General features: G+C 42.0%; 22 protein-coding genes. All 22 read left to right on the top strand.

Features of this window, described 5'->3' with window-relative positions; genetic code table 11:
• A complete protein-coding gene (gene ylqF / locus HFA01_RS11890) occupies positions 1 to 846 on the top strand; it encodes a ribosome biogenesis GTPase YlqF (protein ID WP_146816508.1) in 846 nt (281 codons plus the stop codon).
• A gap of 220 nt (positions 847 to 1,066) precedes the next feature.
• Complete coding sequence (gene rnhB, locus HFA01_RS11885; protein ID WP_146816506.1) at positions 1,067 to 1,831, top strand: ribonuclease HII; 765 nt, start codon at positions 1,067 to 1,069, stop codon at positions 1,829 to 1,831.
• Between the two features lie 18 nt (positions 1,832 to 1,849).
• On the top strand, positions 1,850 to 3,706 hold the full coding sequence (locus HFA01_RS11880; protein WP_146816503.1) for a TP0910 N-terminal domain-containing protein: 1,857 nt from the start codon (positions 1,850 to 1,852) through the stop codon (positions 3,704 to 3,706).
• Complete coding sequence (locus HFA01_RS11875) at positions 3,703 to 3,972, top strand: EscU/YscU/HrcU family type III secretion system export apparatus switch protein (protein WP_146816501.1); 270 nt, start codon at positions 3,703 to 3,705, stop codon at positions 3,970 to 3,972. The genes HFA01_RS11880 and HFA01_RS11875 overlap by 4 nt, the downstream gene beginning before the upstream one ends.
• A gap of 459 nt (positions 3,973 to 4,431) precedes the next feature.
• A complete protein-coding gene (gene sucC, locus HFA01_RS11870; protein ID WP_146816498.1) occupies positions 4,432 to 5,592 on the top strand; it encodes an ADP-forming succinate--CoA ligase subunit beta in 1,161 nt (386 codons plus the stop codon).
• 17 nt (positions 5,593 to 5,609) lie between these two features.
• On the top strand, positions 5,610 to 6,512 hold the full coding sequence (gene sucD, locus HFA01_RS11865; RefSeq protein WP_115823174.1) for a succinate--CoA ligase subunit alpha: 903 nt from the start codon (positions 5,610 to 5,612) through the stop codon (positions 6,510 to 6,512).
• Positions 6,513 to 6,777: 265 nt separating this feature from the next.
• Positions 6,778 to 7,461: a DNA-processing protein DprA gene (gene dprA / locus HFA01_RS11860; protein ID WP_246139323.1), complete on the top strand. Its 684-nt coding sequence runs from the start codon at positions 6,778 to 6,780 to the stop codon at positions 7,459 to 7,461.
• A gap of 303 nt (positions 7,462 to 7,764) precedes the next feature.
• Entirely contained in the window at positions 7,765 to 9,840 is a 2,076-nt protein-coding gene (gene topA / locus HFA01_RS11855; RefSeq protein WP_146816494.1) for a type I DNA topoisomerase, read from the top strand.
• 394 nt (positions 9,841 to 10,234) lie between these two features.
• Positions 10,235 to 11,134, top strand: coding sequence for a tyrosine recombinase XerC (xerC, locus tag HFA01_RS11850; RefSeq protein WP_146816492.1), 900 nt, complete (start codon positions 10,235 to 10,237; stop codon positions 11,132 to 11,134).
• A gap of 5 nt (positions 11,135 to 11,139) precedes the next feature.
• On the top strand, positions 11,140 to 11,685 hold the full coding sequence (gene hslV, locus HFA01_RS11845; protein WP_146816490.1) for an ATP-dependent protease subunit HslV: 546 nt from the start codon (positions 11,140 to 11,142) through the stop codon (positions 11,683 to 11,685).
• 12 nt (positions 11,686 to 11,697) lie between these two features.
• Positions 11,698 to 13,095, top strand: a complete 1,398-nt coding sequence (gene hslU, locus HFA01_RS11840; RefSeq protein WP_146816488.1) for an ATP-dependent protease ATPase subunit HslU — start codon at positions 11,698 to 11,700, stop codon at positions 13,093 to 13,095.
• A gap of 25 nt (positions 13,096 to 13,120) precedes the next feature.
• A complete protein-coding gene (gene codY, locus HFA01_RS11835) occupies positions 13,121 to 13,900 on the top strand; it encodes a GTP-sensing pleiotropic transcriptional regulator CodY (RefSeq protein ID WP_089652423.1) in 780 nt (259 codons plus the stop codon).
• Positions 13,901 to 14,684: 784 nt separating this feature from the next.
• Positions 14,685 to 15,077, top strand: a complete 393-nt coding sequence (flgB, locus tag HFA01_RS11830) for a flagellar basal body rod protein FlgB (protein WP_146816602.1) — start codon at positions 14,685 to 14,687, stop codon at positions 15,075 to 15,077.
• A 3-nt stretch (positions 15,078 to 15,080) separates the two neighbouring features.
• Complete coding sequence (gene flgC / locus HFA01_RS11825; RefSeq protein ID WP_146816486.1) at positions 15,081 to 15,533, top strand: flagellar basal body rod protein FlgC; 453 nt, start codon at positions 15,081 to 15,083, stop codon at positions 15,531 to 15,533.
• A 17-nt stretch (positions 15,534 to 15,550) separates the two neighbouring features.
• Positions 15,551 to 15,856 carry a flagellar hook-basal body complex protein FliE gene (fliE, locus tag HFA01_RS11820; protein ID WP_146816484.1) on the top strand — a complete coding sequence of 102 codons (306 nt, stop codon included), beginning with the start codon at positions 15,551 to 15,553 and terminating at the stop codon, positions 15,854 to 15,856.
• Between the two features lie 62 nt (positions 15,857 to 15,918).
• Positions 15,919 to 17,526: a flagellar basal-body MS-ring/collar protein FliF gene (fliF, locus tag HFA01_RS11815; RefSeq protein WP_146816482.1), complete on the top strand. Its 1,608-nt coding sequence runs from the start codon at positions 15,919 to 15,921 to the stop codon at positions 17,524 to 17,526.
• Positions 17,527 to 17,538: 12 nt separating this feature from the next.
• Positions 17,539 to 18,552, top strand: a complete 1,014-nt coding sequence (gene fliG, locus HFA01_RS11810; protein WP_146816480.1) for a flagellar motor switch protein FliG — start codon at positions 17,539 to 17,541, stop codon at positions 18,550 to 18,552.
• Positions 18,536 to 19,297, top strand: coding sequence for a flagellar assembly protein FliH (fliH, locus tag HFA01_RS11805; protein WP_146816478.1), 762 nt, complete (start codon positions 18,536 to 18,538; stop codon positions 19,295 to 19,297). The genes fliG and fliH overlap by 17 nt, the downstream gene beginning before the upstream one ends.
• Positions 19,290 to 20,594 (top strand): flagellar protein export ATPase FliI, encoded by a 1,305-nt coding sequence (gene fliI, locus HFA01_RS11800; RefSeq protein ID WP_146816476.1) that lies wholly within the window; start codon positions 19,290 to 19,292, stop codon positions 20,592 to 20,594. Before fliH ends, fliI begins: the two co-directional genes overlap by 8 nt.
• Positions 20,595 to 20,609: 15 nt before the next feature.
• Positions 20,610 to 21,059 carry a flagellar export protein FliJ gene (gene fliJ, locus HFA01_RS11795; protein WP_146816474.1) on the top strand — a complete coding sequence of 150 codons (450 nt, stop codon included), beginning with the start codon at positions 20,610 to 20,612 and terminating at the stop codon, positions 21,057 to 21,059.
• Positions 21,060 to 21,063: 4 nt separating this feature from the next.
• Entirely contained in the window at positions 21,064 to 21,639 is a 576-nt protein-coding gene (locus HFA01_RS11790; protein WP_146816472.1) for a MotE family protein, read from the top strand.
• A gap of 25 nt (positions 21,640 to 21,664) precedes the next feature.
• A partial coding sequence (locus HFA01_RS11785) for a hypothetical protein (protein ID WP_146816470.1) occupies positions 21,665 to 21,962 on the top strand: 298 nt, incomplete at its 3' end.

The raw sequence follows: 21,962 nt of genomic DNA, 5'->3' as shown, positions 1-21,962 counted from the left end.
ATGACCATTCAATGGTTTCCAGGCCACATGGCCAAAGCAAAAAGGGAAGTCGCGGAGAAGCTGAAGCTTGTGGATTTCGTCATTGAACTCGTGGATGCACGAGCGCCACTTTCTTCTCAAAACCCTATGCTTCATAATACTTTACAAGAAAAGCCCAAAATGATGGTGTTAATGAAAAAAGATCTCGCTGACACCCAAATCACCAATGAGTGGATTGAACATTTTAAAGAAAGAGGAATCCCTTCAGTTGCCATTGAAGCAAATCAAAAGCAGGATGTACAAAAAGTTGTCCAGCTAGCGAAAGAGTTAGGCAAAGAAAAAATGGACAAGCTCAAAGCGAAAGGTATACGTCCGAGAGCTTCAAGGGCGATGATCATAGGGATTCCGAATGTAGGGAAATCCACATTGATTAATAGACTGGCGAACAAGAAAATGGCTAAAACAGGTGATAAACCAGGGGTCACGACGAAGCAGCAATGGATCAAGGTAAAAAAAGAATTCGAATTGCTTGATACTCCTGGGATTCTTTGGCCGAAATTCGAGGAAGAAGAAGTGGGCTATCGCTTAGCGGCGATCGGAACGATTAAAGATCAAATCCTTCCAAAAGAAGATGTAGCTGCTTATGTACTCAATTTTCTGCATCAATCCTACCAAGATCGTCTTGAAGAGAGATTTAGTCTTGAGAATGTGGATGACATGATGGAGGCTTTTGAGGCCATAGGGAAAAAACGAGGTTGTCTTGAAAGTGGAGGCCGTGTTAATTTTGAGAAAGTCTCTGATATAATCTTACAAGACTTGCGGACAGGGAAGCTCGGAATGATCACCCTTGAACGCCCTGATTCATAATCCAAAGCGCAAAGAGGCTCTTGCCCCTTGCGCTTTCTTTATGAGGTTAGGTCTAAAATGTATCAGAAGCATATTAGATAGAGCATTCATTTCTCAGCTCCTGATCCACTAAGGTACACAATGACTATTGATCATGAATTATTTATAGAACAGAAACGATATTCGATTTTAAATCAATGAAAAACGACCGATATGATAAGAAATGGAGAGTTTAAATCTTATGACCCAATTGACCGTAGCCCAGGTGAAAGAAAGATTGAATGACGATGAATTGACCGATCATGAGTTAGCTTCGTTTAAAGAGGATTCGAGAAAAGGTGTCCAACAACTCGTGAAGCGTTATGATAAGGAAGTTCAGCAGAAGCAAGAGCTGAAAAAACAATATGAGATGATGATGTCGTTTGAAAAAAATCTCTTTCAACATGGTTTTACCCATGTAGCAGGCATAGACGAAGCGGGGCGAGGACCGATTGCCGGCCCTGTCGTTGCAGGTGCTGTTATTCTACCTCGTGACTATTACTTAGGAGGACTGAATGACTCGAAGAAACTTTCCTTGAAAACTCGGGAGGCCTACTTCGATCGGATTAAGTCCGATGCTGATTGGGGTATAGGGATTGTCACAAATGAAGAGATTGATCGAATCAATATCTATCAAGCAACAAAACTTGCCATGCAGAGAGCTGTCGAAGATCTTTCTGGCCACCCCGAACATTTGCTGATTGATGCGATGGAATTGGACGCGATTTCAAGTCCTCAAACGAAACTTATTAAAGGGGACGAGAGAAGTGTTTCGATCGCTGCTGCGAGTGTGATTGCTAAAGTGACGAGGGACCGAATGATGGCTGAATTAGATGAACAGTATCCAATGTATGAGTTCCGTAACAATCAGGGATATGGAACAAAGCCACACGTGGAAGCATTAAAAACTCATGGACCTTCCCCGGTTCACCGGAAAACATTTGCCCCTGTGAAAGATTTGCTTTAAGAAAGGGATGGAATAGAGATGAACCATTTGATCAACAGCCTTACTCGCTTATCTGCAAATGCAGCCCTGTCTGTAGAACCCAAATCAGGACAACTGATAAAGGGGAAAGTCATACAACTATTACAAGACAACAAAATGGTGGTGAATATAGGCAGGAAAAGCGTGGAAGTACTGGTGAATCAACCGTTGATCAAAGGTTCATCTTACTTATTCCAAGTTGAAAAAGAGGAACCAGATCTCGTTTTACGGGCCGTATCACTTTCTGAAGCGCGTTCAGGACTGTCGGATCTCGCTTCACTTCTAAAGCAAATAGGAGTGAAGCCTAATCAATATAATGTTTCATTCATGAAGGCTATTATGGACTTGAATATGCCAATACATAACAAAGATTTAGCAAAGGCGTTCAGCTTGATTCAGGCTTCAGACAATCAAGGACAGGCACGCGAAATATTGCTACATATGCTCAGCAGGAAAATGCCCATCCGGTCTTCCATTTATGCAGCGCTAACAGCGAAATACACGGCCGAATTTACTCAGGTTTTATCAATGGTCGAGCAACAATTGGGAGAAAAAACACTCTCTTCGAACGATGAAAATATCAGAACTTTGGTCCAAACATTGCGAGGGGAACAGAAATCACACCCTGAAAATAGGATGTTTAAGAGATTTAAAACTGAGTTAGCAAATGGATCCAAAGTAACTTTTGAACTATTTAAAAGCGCCGGAATCATAAATCCCAAGCATACCCTTACGTCGTTCAAGGAGAACTGGTATCAACAGGACCCCGCTATGGATCGATTACCATTCACTAACGAGCGAGTAGCTGGTTCTTTAAAACAGCTGTTACAAAACCAAATTCCGTTATCCCCATCAGAAAATCAGAATATTAAACAGTGGGCCCATACGACAAAAAAACTTCACTCACTCTGGACTCAACAACCTTCAAATACTGATTTCTCCATGTTGTCTAGACAAACACGTAGCCAATGGACAGAGACATTCAGAAAAATAGTGGAACAAAAAATGATGGAGCGATTAACTCCACACTTACAGGAATCGACGAAGCAATTCATTGAGCAAGCTCTTCCTTTGTTAAGGGAGGAAGCGATTGAAAGGAACCCATTTACAAGAGACGCATTCAGGTCTTTTCTTTCAGATATCAAAAACTTGATGGCCAAACAACTTCCCATTAATCAACAACACCTCCTTATTCATTCCCTGCAGTCAATGAGCGAGAGTATCCCGATATCCAAAAAAGATAGAATGTGGCTCCAAATGAAAACGATGATGAATGAAATTGGATTCAATGATGAGCATGCGCTTGCAAAATTATCTCAACGGACAGATGCACTCATACAGCCAGATCATACATTAAAATCGTTGCTGTTAAAGGGTTTAAGTGAAGGTTCAGAAGTAAAAGTAGAAACGGCAAATCGGCTGATCAACTTAATCAATGGGACTCAACTCGCTTCCTATTCGGATAATTCCCAAACCTTGCAAATAGCGCTTCAGTTCCCGGGTGATTTCATTGGAGCTCTTAAGGATGTACATATGAACATGGAAGGGCGGAAAAATGACGATGGGCAGATTGATTCTGACTATTGTCATGTGATGTTCTACTTACACCTTTCTCAGCTTGAGGAAACCATCATAGATCTAAATATCGTTGAACGCCGTGTATCGGTCGTTATATATAATGACAAACCGGAGATAGAAAAGCTATTTACGCCCTTTCAAGAGAAATTAGAAGAGGGATTGGCAAATGCGGGGTATGAAATGAACTCTCTAAAGGCACGCGTCATAAGTGAGGCTTCAAGGACTTCAGACTCGAGCAAACAAGAGGTGGTGGAAGAAGGGGTGGATGTGAGAATATGATGAAAAAAAGAAGAGAAGCGATTGCTTTGACCTATCAATCTGAAAAGGCGGCTGCTCCCGAGGTTGTAGCCAAAGGGAAGGGCATCATAGCTGAAAATATTCTAAAAGCCGCAGAGGAGCACCAGATCCCCGTACAAGAAGATGCCTCACTCGTCGAACTGCTCTCCGAATTGAACATCAATGAACAAATTCCAGAAGATCTTTACCACGTCGTCGCTGAAGTTTTCGCCTTCATTTACAACGTTGACCAGCAACAAAAGAAATAATCCTTATTAAAGTATAGGGAAATATTGCGGTAGACTCAGTTTCGAGATGTTTCAGGGGTTCGTTGCCGTGTTGAGCTTTTGGGGTGGTTGGGAAACTACTTGCTTTCCTGCGGGGATGACGGCAAGCCTCTTCGTGCTTCGCACTGTGGGCTCTTGCCAGCTAATCCATTCCCGCGGGAGTCTCTCAGCTTCCCAACCACCCCATTCCATAAATGTGAGAAACGAACCTTTTCCCGGAGCCCCTAGAATCACACGAACATCTCGAAACTGAGTCTTCAAGTAAAGGGAGCTTTGGTAGAGGAATAGAAGAACGATTTTCATACTCTTGCATTATAGTTTACATAATATTATACCTGTGAATCTAGTGAATTTTTCGACAGATATCTAGCTTAGTATGGACAATTGATAGCGTTTTTTTATACAATGTACATGCAGTGAAATTTGATGGGAGGATGAAACATGAACATTCACGAGTATCAAGGAAAAGAAATCATGCGTGATTTTGGCGTATCTGTGCCAAATGGACACGTCGCATATACCGTAGATGAAGCTGTCGAAGCAGCGCAGAAATTAGGTAGCGATGTCACAGTTGTCAAAGCGCAGATCCACGCAGGTGGCCGCGGGAAAGCGGGCGGAGTCAAAATTGCTAAGAATCTTGACGAGGTGCGTACATACGCTGACGAAATACTAGGAAAAACACTTGTAACCCATCAGACTGGACCAGAAGGTAAAGAAGTAAAGCGCTTACTTATCGAAGAAGGTTGCGATATTAAGAGCGAATACTATGTCGGTCTTGTTCTCGATCGCGCGACAAGCCGTGTAACGATGATGGCATCTGAAGAAGGTGGAACAGAGATTGAAGAAGTCGCAGAAAAGACTCCTGAAAAAATCTTTAAAGAAGTCATTGATCCTGTGACAGGTCTCACACCATTCCAGGCGCGTCGACTTGCATTCAATATTAATATTCCGAAAGAATCTTTAGGAAAAGCAGTTAAGTTTATGCTTGGCCTTTATGACGTTTTTGTACAAAAGGATTGCTCTGTTGCAGAAATCAATCCACTTGTTACAACAGGTGATGGGGACGTTTTGGCGCTTGACTCCAAGTTGAACTTTGATGATAATGCCCTTTTCCGTCAAAAAGATATTGCTGAACTTCGTGATCTTGAAGAAGAAGATCCTAAAGAAGTAGAAGCATCTAAATATGATCTTAGTTACATCGCGCTCGATGGTAACATTGGCTGTATGGTCAACGGTGCGGGTCTTGCGATGGCTACAATGGACACAATCAAACACTATAATGGAGATCCTGCCAACTTCCTGGATGTCGGAGGCGGCGCTACAACTGAAAAAGTAACCGAAGCTTTCAAGATCATCCTTTCTGATGAAAATGTCAAAGGAATCTTCGTCAACATTTTCGGTGGCATTATGAAGTGTGATGTTATTGCTGAAGGTGTGGTTGAAGCAACGAAACAAATCGGACTAACATTGCCGCTCGTTGTTCGTTTAGAAGGTACGAACGTAGATGCTGGGAAGAAAATTCTTGATGAATCAGGCTTGAACATCACTTCTGCAGATTCTATGGCAGAAGGCGCACAAAAAATCGTTGAACTAGTCAAGTAAGAAAGGCGGGGAATCAGATGAGTGTATATATTGATAAGAACACAAAAGTCATTGTTCAAGGTATTACAGGCTCCACAGCACTCTTCCATACAAAACAGATGGTTGAGTATGGGACACAAATCGTGGGCGGTGTCACACCTGGTAAAGGCGGCACCGAAGTTGAGGGAATTCCTGTATTTAATACAGTTGCGGAAGCTGTGGAAAAAACAGGAGCGAATGCTTCCGTCATTTATGTCCCTGCACCGTTTGCAGCGGATGCTATAATGGAAGCGACAGATGCAGAAATGGATCTTGCCATTTGTATCACTGAACATATTCCTGTACTGGATATGATCAAAGTAAAACGTTATATGGAAGGAAAGAAAACACGCCTTGTCGGACCGAACTGTCCCGGCGTCATTACTCCTGATGAATGTAAAATCGGTATCATGCCTGGTTACATTCATAAAAAAGGCCATGTCGGTGTCGTATCCCGTTCTGGCACATTGACTTATGAGGCTGTTCACCAGCTTTCTGAAGCTGGAATCGGTCAATCAACAGCGGTTGGAATCGGGGGAGATCCTGTAAATGGGACCGATTTCATCGATGTATTGAAAGCTTTCAATGAAGACCCAGATACAGAAGCTGTCATCATGATTGGTGAAATTGGTGGAACAGCTGAGGAAGAAGCAGCTGAATGGGTGAAAGCGAATATGAGCAAACCAGTAGTCGGCTTTATTGGCGGCCGAACAGCCCCTCCAGGAAAACGTATGGGCCATGCTGGTGCGATTATTTCTGGTGGTAAAGGTACCGCTGACGAAAAAATCCGTGTCATGAATGAGTGTGGAATCCAAGTAGCTGAAACACCTTCAGTTATGGGTGAAACATTGATCCAAGTGTTAAAGGATCAGGATCTATTTGAAAAATGCAAAACTCACTAAGTAAATGAAAAAAGAGGCCGTATCGATAAACAGGTACGGCCTCTAAACTATGGAAATGAGGTGCCTGATGAAAGACCGTAGAAGACGCTTGCTCCTCCTTCATGATTCACCCAACATGACAAGGCCTATTCTTAGAAAATTACTTCAGATCGACGCTTCTTTACTTTATCCCTTTTCATGTACACCTTCTCAGTTATCCACTGCTCTATCTATCCCCCTTTCTAGAGCTCAATCCATCCACCGACATATAACTGACAATAATATAATGAAGAAACTCGACATTTATGACCAAGAATGTACAATTGTCACTGTGTTTGATCCATCATATCCAGAGTATTTAAAAACGATTCCAGACCCTCCTTATGCTCTTTACATGGAAGGTGATGTATCCTTGATTCATACACCACTTTCGATTAGTGTGGTCGGCACTCGCAAGCCCTCATCTTATGCGTTTCCTGCTATGAAGTCTATCCTTATCCCACTGATCAGGTCTGGGTTTACCATTGTCAGTGGTATGGCACAGGGAATCGATCAGCTTGCTCACAAGTTAGCGGCTGAATATAATGGAAAAACGATTGCCGTACTCGGTTCTGGATTTGAGCATATTTATCCTAAGAACAACCCTTTTTTATACGACACTTTAATACGAGAACATTTGGTTGTAAGTGAATATCCTCCGGACTGCCCACCGAAAAAATATCACTTTCCTGAACGTAACCGGTTAATTGCAGGATTGACTCCAAGTACCTTTGTTATTGAAGCACGATTGAGAAGCGGCACATTGATTACAGTGGACCAGGCCTTAGAGCAAGGCAAGGATGTTTATGCACTCCCGGGACCTGCTGGACATGTAACGAGTGAAGGATGTCATAAAATGATCAATGAAGGTGCAAAATTGGTTCATACGCATCATGACATCCTGGAAGATTGGTTAGAAAAATTTGAATAATCCGTTACAAAGGTGTTACATTCAAGGGTAAGAATGGACCAATTTGAGACTTTTTTGAAAAATATATGTTTGACAAACGGTTTCATTGTATTTAATAATAGGGAAGATTTATTTTATACTAAGCTGATCCAAACAATTACATGGGAAAATCACTGCGTTAGATCGACTTTTTCTCTTAGGAAGGAAGGTTAAGCTTTCTTTTTCATTAGAATAAGTGATCCAGCAATAGGTAAATCAAAAATTGATAAAATAAAAAGAGTGTATGATGCAAAAAGAGAAAACACCTCTATGGGAGGAACATATATGGCAGATTATCTGGTAATAGTAGAATCACCTGCAAAAGCAAAAACAATTGAACGATATCTTGGAAAAAAATACAAAGTCAAAGCATCCCTTGGGCATGTGCGTGACCTGCCTAAGAGTCAAATGGGCGTGGATGTAGAGAATGAATTCAACCCCAAATATATAACCATCCGAGGAAAAGGTCCTGTTTTGAAAGAACTAAAGACCGCAGCCAAAAAAGCAAAGAAAGTATATCTCGCTGCCGACCCCGACCGTGAAGGGGAGGCCATTGCTTGGCATTTAGCACACAGCTTGGAAATTGATGATACATCTGATTGTCGAGTTGTATTTAATGAAATCACTAAAGAAGCCATTAAAGATTCATTTAAACAACCGAGATCGATTGATTCAGATCTCGTTGATGCCCAACAGGCTCGCCGGATTCTTGACCGACTTGTCGGTTATAACATCAGCCCAATTCTTTGGAAGAAAGTTAAAAAAGGCTTAAGTGCAGGTCGTGTTCAATCAGTGGCTGTTAAAATCATTATTGATCGTGAAAATGAGATTAAAAAATTCCAGCCAGAAGAATATTGGACGATTGAAGCCGATTTCTTAAAAGATAAAGAGACATTTGAAGGTTCTTTTTATGGTGTTGATGGTAAGAAGAAGGATTTAAAAACACAGGACGATGTCGACCAAATTCAAAAGCGGATGAAAGGGAAGGATTTCTCGGTAGATAAAGTTAATAAAAGAGAAAGAAAAAGAAATCCGTCCCTTCCTTTTACCACTTCATCACTTCAACAGGAAGCCGCACGTAAATTGAACTTCCGCGCGAAGAAAACGATGATGATTGCCCAACAGCTTTACGAAGGGATCGACCTTGGAGGAAAGCAAGGAACGACTGGTTTGATTACGTACATGCGTACGGATTCCACTAGACTCTCAAATTCCGCCAAAGAGGACGCAAAACAATATATCGAAGGGAACTTCGGTAAAGAGTTTCTTGGGCAAAGTAAAGGGACTAAAAAGCAAGAGGGTGCTCAAGACGCTCACGAGGCGATCAGGCCGACAGGGGCAGATCGTGATCCAAAAGCAATGAAGAGCATATTATCCCGTGACCAGTATCGTCTTTATAAATTGATTTGGGACAGGTTCATTGCCAGCCAAATGGCTCCAGCAGTGTTAGATACGATGACTGTTCACCTTTATAATGAAGGGGTAGAGTTTAGAGCTACAGGTTCTGAAGTCAAATTCAAAGGGTTTATGAAGGTTTATATTGAAGGTCGCGATGATAATAAGAAAGAGAAAGACAAACTTCTGCCTCATCTTGAAGAGGGGATGACCGTAAAAGCGGAAGAAATCAAACCGAACCAGCACTTTACACAGCCACCTCCGCGCTACACGGAAGCCCGTCTTGTTAAGACGCTTGAAGAGCTCGGAATTGGGCGTCCATCGACATATGCACCAACCCTAGATACCATCCAGCGCCGTGGGTATGTCGCTCTGGATAATAAGCGTTTTATTCCAACGGAGCTTGGTGAAATTGTCCTTGAACAATTGAAAGAATACTTCCCGGAAATCATCGATGTCGACTTTACAAAAGGCATGGAAGATGACCTTGATGCGATCGAAGATGGTAAAGAGGACTGGGTGAACATCATCAGTCATTTCTATGAAGGTTTCCAGCCCCGATTAGAAAAAGCGGAAAAAGAGATGGAAGAAATTGAAATCAAAGACGAACCTGCAGGCATTGATTGTGAGAAGTGTGGACATGAAATGGTGTATAAGATGGGAAGGTATGGAAAGTTTCTTGCCTGCTCAAATTTCCCTGACTGTCGTAATACGAAACCGATTCTTAAAAAAGTCGGCGTCACTTGTCCTAAATGTAAAGATGGAGAAGTTGTCGAACGGAAAAGTAAGAAAAACCGTAAGTTCTTTGGTTGTGAAAACTATCCGGAATGTGACTTTATATCCTGGGATAAACCAATCAGCAGACCATGTCCGAAATGTGAGTCTCTGCTTGTAGAGAAGAAATCGAAGAAGGGCACACAAATTCAATGTACGGAATGTGATTATAAAGAAGAGCCTCAATCCTGATTTAGTTATAAAACCAAGAGTCTATGACTATCCTTTTAGTTGTAGACTCTTTTTTTAGTGGCTGTATCAAATGTTGGTATAATTTCTTTCAGCCTCTAAAAACACAAGAAATTTCTAATCTGAGCCTTAACGAATAGGAAGATATTATGAAACCTGCCGTGAGTTTTTGTGGAACGTAAGTTTTTGATTGACAGCTATAAGGTGGGGCGCTATAATTACGCTTTGGTAAGTATACATACTTGACACATGATCACGCTAAAGTATGATTTCATCAAATACTTGATTCATTAGAGTTGGAAACAATTCAGAATTTTGTTACATTTTAATTAAATGCATTGTTATGCCAATGAATGTTGTGATAAAATTTAGACGCCTTTGTGAGGTGGAAGGAATCATGCAGTCTTATAAAGAGCTTTTTATGGAATATCTTCAAATTGAAAAAAACGCTTCGCCTCTTACATTAAAGCATTATGGAAGGGATTTGGATGAATTTGCATCCTTTCTCACATCAGAGGGGTTGTCCATACAGGAATGTGAATACCCTGTGATCCGAATCTTTTTATCAAGGCAGTACGAAGCGCAGTATTCAAGAAGGACAGTTTCCAGAAAGATATCAAGTTTAAGAAGCTTTTTCCGCTTCTTGGAACGTGAGGAAATTGTCGTTCAGAACCCATTTTTGAATGTGATATTACCAAAGAAAGAAAGTCCCATCCCCAATTTCTTTTATGAAGAAGAGTTAGAGAAACTTCTTACTGTGAGTGATTTGCATACGCCCTTAGGACAGAGAAACCAGGCTCTTATCGAACTTCTCTACGGAACGGGCGTACGTGTCAGTGAATGTGTGAAAATGGAACTCCCAGACTTGGATTTTTCATTGAACACAGCTCTTGTTCATGGAAAAGGAAGTAAAGACCGTTATGTTCCCTACGGGCAGTTTGCTGCAAAAGCACTTCAGACATATATAAATGATGGCAGAAAACAACTGGCTTCTAAGAAAGATGCCTCGAGTAAACGATTGTTTTTGAATGCTAAAGGCGGTCCTCTGACAGCTGATGGGATCAGGCTCGTACTGAAAAAGATGGTCGAAAAAGCAGCGTTGACGGTGGATATTCATCCCCATAAGTTAAGACATTCGTTTGCTACTCATCTTCTGAATGAAGGAGCAGATTTGCGCTCAGTACAGGAATTATTAGGACATGAACGACTCTCTTCAACTCAGATTTATACACACGTATCGAAAGATCGGTTGAAAAATGTATATATGAACAGTCATCCACGAGCGAATAAGAGGTGAAAATGATGGAGCAGCAATTTCATGCAACAACGATCTTTGCCGTCCAGCACAATGGAGAGTGTGCGATGAGTGGAGATGGTCAAGTAACATTAGGCAATCAGGTAGTTATGAAACATAAGGCAAGGAAAGTTCGTCGACTATTTAATGATCAAGTGTTAGCAGGCTTCGCTGGTTCTGTGGCCGATGCTTTTACTCTTTTTGAGAAGTTCGAAGGAAAACTGGAAAGCTTTGATGGCAACCTGGCAAGAGCTTCCGTAGAACTTGCAAAAGAGTGGCGGAGTGATCGTGTTCTAAGGAAATTAGAAGCGATGTTGATTGTTATGGATAAAGAGAATATGTTTCTTGTTTCAGGTACTGGGGAAGTAATAGAACCGGACGACGGTATACTTGCCATCGGTTCAGGTGGAAACTTCGCTCTAAGTGCAGGACGCGCGTTGAAACGTTATTCACCGGAACAATCTGCTTCACAAATCGCTAGAGCAGCGCTTGAGGTTGCAGGAGAGATCTGCGTCTTTACGAATGATCAAATAATCCTGGAAGTTCTCGATTAAGGGGGACCATGAATGTCATTAAACTTAACTCCTAGACAAATTGTAGAAAAACTAGATCAATATATCATTGGACAGGAGAGCGCTAAGCGATCTGTAGCTATTGCTCTTCGGAACAGATATCGTCGTATGCAGCTGACAGATGATTTGAAGGACGAAATTGTACCAAAGAACATCTTAATGATGGGACCTACAGGGGTAGGGAAGACAGAAATTGCCCGTCGCTTAGCGAAATTAGTCGGGGCCCCTTTTGTTAAAGTGGAAGCCACGAAATTCACTGAAGTTGGTTACGTTGGTCGAGATGTTGAGTCCATGGTGCGAGACTTAGTGGAAATGGCCGTACGTATGGTGAAGGAAGAGAAAATGGAGGCTGTAAAAGACAGGGCGGAAGAACAAGCAAACAAGCGTCTTGTGAAACTGCTCGTTCCTTCTAAGAAAAAGCAGTCCAATAACTTTAAAAATCCATTTGAGATGATTTTTAATCAAGGCAATCAGCAGGAAGTGGATCCTGATGAGAAGAGTGAAGAAGCGGAAATAGAGACAAAAAGAAGCCGCATTCGTCATCAGCTGGATCTCGGTGAGCTGGAAGACCGGATGGTAACCATAGAAGTGGAAGAATCTCAATCTTCCATGTATGACATGATGCAAGGCTCCGGTATGGAACAGATGGGGATGAACATGCAGGATGCATTTAGTCAATTCATGCCGAAGAAGAAAAAGAAACGTAAACTTCCTGTTTCAGAAGCACGAAAAGTACTAACACAAGAAGAAGCGGGCAAGTTGGTGGATATGGACGAAGTCGGTCAGGATGCTGTTGCTAAAGTAGAACAGGCAGGAATGATCTTTATTGATGAGATCGATAAAGTTGCGGCGAAAGGTGACAATCAGGCAAATGTATCCCGTGAAGGTGTACAGAGAGATATTCTTCCGATTGTCGAAGGCTCAACCGTTGTGACAAAATACGGACCTGTAGCAACTGACCATATTCTATTCGTTGCAGCCGGTGCGTTTCATATGGCTAAGCCATCGGATTTAATTCCAGAACTGCAAGGAAGGTTTCCAATCCGCGTAGAGTTAAATAAACTCAGTGTTTCAGACTTCAAAAGTATCCTAACAGAGCCTTCAAATGCACTTTTGAAACAATATAAGGCGTTACTTGAAATAGAAGGTATAAAGGTTGAATTTTCTGACGATGCTATTACTAGACTCGCAGAAATCGCTCATGAAGTAAATCAGGAAACAGATAACATCGGGGCACGGAGGCTGCATACGATTTTAGAAAAACTGCTTGAGGATTTATCTTTTGAGGCTCCTGACGTAACGATGGAAACTATTGAGATCACACCACAGTATGTAGACAGCAAACTATCATCAATCGTAAAAAACAAAGATTTGAGTCGATTTATTTTATAGGGTGAACAACAAGGAGGAAATGAACATGAAACTACTAGATCGTGCACGTAAAATCAATGCAATGCTGCAAAAGACAACCGGAAAATCCGTGGACTTTAACGACATGTCCGCAACGATGAGAGATGTAATTGAGGCAAATACTTTTGTGTTAAGCCGTCGAGGAAAGCTTTTAGGGTTTGCTATCAATCAAGAAATTGAGAATGAGCGAATGAAGGCCATGCTTTCTGAGCGTCAATTCCCAGAAGAGTACACGCAAAACCTTTTCAACATTGAAGAAACAACACCAGATATCGATATCAATAGTGAATACACGGCATTCCCAGTTGAAAACCGTGAGTTGTTTGAAAATGGTCTGACGACAATTGTTCCGATCATTGGTGGTGGTCAGCGTCTAGGTACGCTTATTCTGAGCCGCCTGAACAGCAATTTCAACGAAGATGACTTACTTCTTGCTGAATACGGTGCTACTGTCGTTGGTATGGAAATTCTTCATGAGAAAACAGAAGAAATCGAACAGGAAGCCCGTAGCAAAGCCGTTGTACAAATGGCGATCAGCTCTCTATCCTACAGTGAACTTGAAGCGATCGAGCACATTTTCGAGGAACTAGAAGGAAATGAAGGGCTACTTGTAGCAAGTAAAATTGCCGATCGTGTAGGAATCACGAGATCAGTGATTGTTAACGCATTGAGAAAGCTTGAAAGTGCTGGTGTAATCGAGTCCCGTTCACTAGGAATGAAGGGAACGTATATTAAAGTACTGAATAACAATTTCCTACTTGAGCTTCAAAAACTTCGCACGAATTAATAATAAAAAACCGTCACTCTTTTTATAGAGTGGCGGTTTTTTCATATATGAATTTATTGTAGTTCATGAATATTTGTATCCTTTTTAGCTTCGTTCTCCTTGTCAATGAATGGTTACGAGTGAGTAGCTTAACAATCTTAGGGGACTCCGTATCGAGGTTTCTAATGAAGGGGGGGGGCTTTAGGGGGAGACTCGTTTCAAAAGGATCGGGTTCCCCTTTGCGAAATCCGGCTCGTGCGACCAGCGGCTAGTAAGACTTCTCTTTCTACTGTACGATAAGGCAACATCAAATCGCTCACAACTTCGTTTTACTTTATCTCCGCCCGCTTAGTCGATGGGATACACTGGTGACCGACGTTTCATCATATTTCATTTAGGAGTTTCCCTATACCCGCAGCTCTTGACGCTCAACCATGCAACGAATCCTGAAATCATTTCTAAACGGACTCTTCAAGAAATTTGCCATGCAATTGATAAACCCATACACGTATTTTACATCGTGCTTTTTTTAACAGATTTAACCTATTTTCACTATCTTATGTCGTGTTTTAAAAATATCCATGATAAATTCACTATTCGACAAAAAGTTATGTAATAATGTTCATTATGGGAAAGATTTCGACACATGGAAACAAAAGTAAAAAAGTGAGGAATTTGTCCCTGATTCATTTGGGGTGTTTGTAATACTCTCGTAAAAAAGTGGTTTTTTGTATAGACACAAGTACGCGAATTTTTTTACAATTGTGTCTGTGAGTATAGAATAATGTCGAATAGAGGTGGAGGAATGACTCTTTTCAGCAGCACTTTTACAAGCTTAGAGAATGCTTTGGACTATTCTTCAGCTAAAAACAGAGCAATCTCTAATAATATTGCCAATGTGGACACGCCGGGATACAAAGCGAAAGGTGTGGCATTTAAGGATGTCTTGAGTCAAGAACATTCATTTCTACAGGCTAAAAAGACGAATGAGCGCCATTTACCCTTTACGAATGACTCTCGTGAACCGTATCGGACGTTTACAAAGACGAATACGGAATACAATCATAATGGGAATAACGTGGACATTGATAAAGAAATGAATGAACTGGCACAAAATCAAATTCAGTATCAAGCCTTGGTTGATCGTATGAGTGGGAAGTTCCGCAGCCTGGAATCTGTCATCAGAGGGGGGAACTAATAGATGAGTATCTTTCATGCTATGAATAACAGCGCTAGTGCTCTTACAGCTCAAAGATTACGGATGGATGTCGCTTCATCAAATATGGCGAATGCGAATACTACAAGAGCCACTCTTAATGAGAATGGGGAATGGGAGCCTTATCGCCGAAAGATGGTGGTTTTTGAACCGTCTGAAAACAACTTCAAAAGTTTTTTACATAAAGCAGCCGCTGATTCATCACAGGGAAGTGGTGTAAAAGCAACAGCAATTATTGAAGATGATGAGCCTTTTAAACTTGTGTACAACCCGAATCATCCAGATGCCAACGAAGATGGTTATGTAGAACTGCCTAATGTCGATCCCCTAAAGGAAATGGTCGATATGATGAGCGCCACGCGTTCTTATGAGGCGAATGTTACAGCCGTTAATGCATCGAAAAGTATGTTAATGAAAGCTTTGGAAATCGGGAGATAAGGTAAGGAGAATTCATAATGTCAAACCATCTAGTTAACACAATCCCCTTAAGTCAACCTTCTCAAACACAATGGAAGAAAAATGTTTCTCCTGGTGAAGCTCATGCTACATTTGCCAATCAGTTGAAAGATGCAATTGCAGGAGTGAACGACGCTCAAATCCTGTCTGATCATAAGACGAAAGCTCTCGCTCAGGGAGACATCAATGATTTGCATGATGTGATGATCACTTCACAAAAGGCAAGCATCACTATGAAAACAGCTGTGGAAATGCAGAGCAAAGTCGTAGAAGCATATAAAGAAGTCATGCGTATGCAAGTGTGACGCTACTATATTGAATTCGCACTAAACCATTCGCTTAGGTCGTGCTTTTTATGGGGGCAACTATGAAAGAAAAAATAAAAAAATATCAGGAAAGACTGACAACCTTTTGGAAAGAGCGGAAAAAATCACAAAAGGGATGGATGATCGGCGGGGCGGCTGTCATCATCTGCATCCTTCTTCTGACAAGTGTTTTAGCCTCTCAGACGAAAATGGTTCCGTTATACAGAGACCTAACTTTACAGGAGATTGGTCAAATTAAGACAGAACTTGAAACAAGAGGAATTACATATGAACTAGACCAGGGAGGAGCTACCATCCTTGTTCCAGACACTCAGGCAGAAGGTTTGCTGGTGGACCTTGCAGCCGCCGGCCTGCCTAATAGTGGAACGATTGATTATGGTTTCTTCAGTGGAAATACTTCATGGGGAATGACGGATAATGAGTTTGATGTCATCAAACTGGATGCGATGCAAACCGAACTTGCAAATTTGATGAAGGGGATCACAGGCATCCAGGATGCTCAAGTCATGATCAATATGCCGGAAGAGCAGGTATTTGTTTCTGAATCGGCACAACCGGCCTCTGCCTCGATCGTACTCAATGTACAGCCTGGGTATCAGATCGAAAATGGACAAATTGAAGCCCTTTATAATTTAGCTTCAAAATCCGTACCGAACCTTCCTAAAGATAATATCGTCATCATGGATCAAAATTTTAACTATTTTGACATAAATGATTCCCAGATGGGTGGCTCTGAAAATGCCTATACATATCAGCAGAATGTAAAGAGAGACATTGAAAGAGACATTAAACAACGATTGCAACGCATGCTAGGTATGATGATCGGTCAGCAGAAAGTGATTGCCACCGTAACGGCAGATATCGATTTTACAAAAGAAAATCGTGTAGAAGAACTGGTAGAGCCTGTAGACCCTGAAACAATGGAAGGTCTGCCTGTCAGTGTAGAACGAATTGAAGAAACGTACGAAGGCGGTCTGCCTGAGGGTGGCCCTGTAGGTACGGAAGAAGGGGACATACCTGAATACCCTGCTGGAGCAGAAGGCTCAGGTGGCGATTACGAAATGAATCGCGAAACCATTAATAACGAGTTCAACAGAATTAAGAAAAATATTGAAGAGAGCCCATACAAGGTAAGGGACCTAGGGATTCAAGTAGCCATTGATAATACCAAAAGTGTTAGTCCTGAGGGAGAAATCGAATACCTTACCGCCGCTGAACAACAAACCGTTGAAGAAAGCGTACAGTCCATTGTTGATTCGATGATTACAACATCAATTAATGGCGAATACGGAGAAGTGGATACACAAGAGAAAGTTTCGATCGTATTCCAGGAGTTCAACGGAGACCCCGAGTTCCCTGAATCAGGTGAGGGTGTACCTTTTTGGGCTTATGTTATAGGAGGTGTGCTCCTATTTACAATCATCGTACTTCTTATCGTCCTTGCACGCAGGAAAAGGACTAAAGAAGAGGTTGAAGAAGCGTATATGATGTTTGAAGAAGAGGTTCAAGAAGCCAAGCCACAGGAAGTCCCATCCATTGAGGAACGTGAGGATGAAGGGACGCGTAAACGTAAGCAGTTGGAAAAGATGGCCAAAGAAAAACCGGAAGATTTTGCGAAATTATTGCGATCATGGATTGCGGAAGATTAAGGAGGTCTTTATATGGCCTTGAGAAAGTCGGAATTGACAGGCAAGCAGAAAGCGGCTGTCCTGTTAATCTCCCTTGGGCCAGATGTTGCAGCCCAGGTGTACAAACATTTAGATGAGGAAGAGATTGAACAATTGACGTTGGAGATCTCTTCGGTACAAAAGGTAGATAAAAAAGAAAAGGAAGAAATCCTAGAGCAGTTCCATCAAATAGCATTAGCCCAGGATTATATATCCCAGGGTGGAATCGGCTATGCAAAGACAATTCTAGAAAAAGCGCTCGGTTCTGATGAAGCTTCTAATATTATCGGACGCCTCACTTCATCTTTGCAGGTAAAGCCATTTGATTTTGCAAGAAAAGCAGATGCGCATCAGATTCTCAACTTTATCCAAAACGAGCACCCCCAAACGATTGCGCTCGTACTGTCCTACCTAGATCCAGAGCAGTCCGGACAGATTCTATCAGAACTTCCTCAAGAACTTCAGGCGGACGTGGCGCGGAGGATTGCCACAATGGAATCAACATCCCCTGAAATTATTAGTCAGGTGGAACAAATCCTGGAGAAAAAATTATCGACTACGGTGACCCAGGATTATACAGAAACCGGTGGAATTCAAGCCGTCGTGGAAGTTTTGAATGGTGTTGATCGCAGTACAGAAAGAACGATCCTTGACTCTCTTGAAATACAAGATCCAGAATTGGCGGAAGAAATTAAGAAACGCATGTTCGTCTTTGAAGATATCGTTGCTCTTGATAATCGGGCGATTCAAAGGATCATTCGTGATGTTGAAAATGATGATCTGCGTTTGTCGCTTAAAGTGTCCAGTGAAGAAGTCAAAGACATCGTATTCAGTAATATGTCTGAACGGATGGCGACCACTTTCAAAGAAGAAATGGAGTTCATGGGGCCCGTCAGACTTCGGGATGTGGAAGAGGCTCAAACGAGAGTGGTTACGACCATTCGCCGTTTAGAGGATGTTGGTGAAATCGTCATAGCAAGAGGTGGAGGAGATGACATCATTGTCTAAGCACGCCGCTTCATCAAGTGGCAGAGTCATAGGTTTGAGGCCTGTTCATATTCGAGAGCCGCACGTTCAGGAAAACGAACAGGAGCAAAAAAGTCATCAAATAAACCAAGAATTAGCCCAGGCTCAAAAAGACTTAGAAGCAGCAAGGATTCAAAGAGATCAGCTGATGCGATCAACAGAAGAAGAAATACAGTCTATGAAAGAAACCTGGGGAGAAGAGAGAAAAGTGATCGAAAATGAAGCCTATCAAAAAGGGATGGACCAGGGGTTCGGGCAAGGTCATAAAGAAGGCCATGAAGCCTTAGAAGACAGATTATCCCAGGCTAATGAAATCATTCAGCAAGCCAAAGCTGCGCATGACCGTATGGTGACAAATAGTGAAAGAACAATTATAGAAGTAGCCATGAAAACAGCCGAGAAAATTCTCAATGCAAAACTTGAAGAAGACCCCGCTTTGTTTTCCCCAGTGGTTAAAAGAGTAATCGAAGAGGTCAAAGGCCAGCCAGAGGTCGCTTTGTATGTCCACCCAGAAAAATATGAATTTGTCTATAAACAGTCTGACGAGCTGGAACGGTTGATCACTCCATCTTCGTATTTAAGCATTTACGCAGATGAAGAGTTAGCTCCTAACGCCTGTATTGTGGAATCGCAGTTTGGAAGGCTTGATGGAAGTATAGATACACAATTATCAGAACTCAGGCTTCAACTGCTCTCTGTGGCGAATGAGGAGATGGGAAATGAATAACCAGCGTTACTTTGATGCGATTGCCAATGCAGAATCTATGAAAAGGTATGGGAAGATTCATAGAGTTGTCGGACTAATGATTGAATCCAAGGGACCGGAAGCTTCTGTCGGTGACTTGTGTTATATCCATACGTCCCAACAAACAGGAAAGATCCCAGCCGAGGTGGTCGGTTTCAATAATGAAAACATCCTCTTAATGCCTTTTCGCGAAGTAAAAGAAGTTCGTCCTGGCAGCATTGTCGAAGCCACCGGTGAACCGATGCGAATTCAAGTGGGAGTAGGGCTGATCGGGAAGATTTTGGATGCTGCAGGCCAACCGTTGGATGGAGCGGCCATGCCTTTAGGGTTAAAAGGGTACCCGACGGATCAAAACCCTCCCAACCCTCTCATGCGCCCACCCATCCATGAACCGATTCAAGTCGGCGTGAGAGCTGTGGATACTTTATTAACTGTCGGAAAAGGGCAGAGAGTCGGTATTTTCGCAGGGAGCGGGGTTGGTAAAAGTACCTTGATGGGGATGATTGCCAGAAACAGTTCGGCTGATTTGAATGTGATTGCTTTGATCGGCGAACGAGGGCGGGAAGTGAGAGAGTTCATTGAGAATGACCTGGGAGAAGAAGGGTTGAGAAACTCCATTCTCGTCGTTGCTACTTCTGATCAGCCTGCACTAATGAGAGTGAAAGGGGCTTATACAGCAACAGCCATCAGTGAATATTTTCGCGACCAAGGGTATAACGTCAATTTGTTGATGGACTCTGTCACCCGTTTTGCTATGGCTCAGCGTGAAATCGGCCTCGCGACAGGCGAACCTCCTACCACTAAAGGTTACACTCCATCCGTTTTTGCCCTATTACCGAAATTATTAGAAAGAACAGGGTCAAGCGTGAATGGTACAATCACAGCTTTTTATACGGTTTTAGTTGATGGCGATGATTTGAATGAACCCATATCTGATACCGTGAGAGGGATTCTCGACGGGCACTTTGTTCTTGATCGTAAACTTGCTGAACAAGGCCACTTTCCAGCCATCAATATACTAAAATCCATAAGCCGCGTAATGAAGCAAATTGCTTCCCCTGAACATAAAGAATCTGCTGAAAAGCTACGGGGCCTGTTGGCTACTTATGAAGAAAATAGTGAGCTGATACAGATTGGAGCCTATAAAAAAGGATCGAGTAAGGAAATCGACCAAGCGATCACCTTTCACTCTGCCATCACTCGATTCTTAAGACAAGGGATACATGAACCGGCAAGTTTTGAAAGGTCAGTAGAAGACCTGAGAAAACTGTTCGTATAGGAGGACCCGTAAGAGATGGCTGATGTTCAAACATTTCAAAGAATCAGGGACCTGAGAGATCGAGAGAAGCAAAAGACTCAGATAATCTATCAGGATGCTGTCGACAATTTTGAGAAGATCGCAGAAAAACTTTATGAATGTCTAAAGAAGAAGGAAATAGCGGAAAAAAGCTTTGAGGAAGAATTGAAAAACTATACGGTAAGAGCAGAAGCCATCGTACGGCATCAACGTTACATACAAGGCCTACAGCAGACGATCGATCAACTTCAGCCCGCGGTCCAGAAAGCAAGGAAGAATATGCAGCAAAAACAAGTCAAACTTTCTGCAGCTCACATAGAGGTGAAAAAGTTTGAAAAAATTGTAGAACATAAGCGGAATGAGCAGTGGGATTTAATGAAAAGTGAAGAGAACAAACAAATGGATGAACTATCCATGCAGCAATACTTAAATTTTCATAATAGGTGATGAAATGGCAAAGAGTGACCCTACGCAAAAAAATAAGAAATCTTTTTTTAAAATGATTGCTGCCATTTTCTTTCCCCTAGTTTTTCTTATCACGCTTACATTGATCATTCTCACGTTGAGTGGGGTCAATGTTTTTGAAGAAGCCGAAAAATATACAAGTCGTATTCCAGGCCTATCCAAAGCAGCTTCCTCTGATGATGGCCATTCAGAAACCGGTGAGGTGGACCGTTTACAGGCGGTAATTGCCAACAAAGAAGCTGAAATGGAAGAACTCCAATCAGAATCTGACAGCAAGCAAAATCAGATCAATGAATTAGAACAACAAGTGGTGCAGTTGGAAGCTGATTTGAAAGCGGCTAGAACAGAAGATGAGAACAACAAAAATTCAAAAGTGAAAGAAATGGCTCAATCTTTTCAGGAAATGGACCCAGAAAAAGCAGCTCCTATTCTTCAAAGTATGAAACAAAATTTAGCGGTGCAGGTTTTAAATGATGTAGCTAGTGAGGAAAGAGGAGAAATCCTCGGTCAGATGGATCCAGAAGCTGCTGCAAACATCGCCGGTCTGCTTATCGAAGATTGATGCTTCCTTGAGAGGGGGTGTGAAAATGAATACGGCTATGATGACGATGTTGGGACATTCTCAGAAAATGTTCATGAACCCTAATGTGAAGCAAAAGGAAGAGGTCAAGGGGCAAGAAACTCTTTTTGGATCTCTTCTTGGAGATTTACAGGGGATCTCCACAATAACGAATGCAACTAAACAAAGCACAGAAGAAATGAAAGAGAGTTTCCTAAAGCTCATTGGAAAAATCGAGGCGATGATTTCAAACCTAGTCGAACAAGGGGAGGCGCCTAATGGCGACGGATTGGATTGGGAGGGAAACATTCTAAGAGCAAAGACGG

Source organism: Halobacillus faecis, from assembly GCF_007991335.1.
Taxonomy (GTDB): Bacteria; Bacillota; Bacilli; order Bacillales; family Halobacillaceae; genus Halobacillus; species Halobacillus faecis.
The sequence above is the reverse complement of the archived record's forward strand: the minus strand, read 5'-3'. Positions and strand labels throughout refer to the sequence as shown.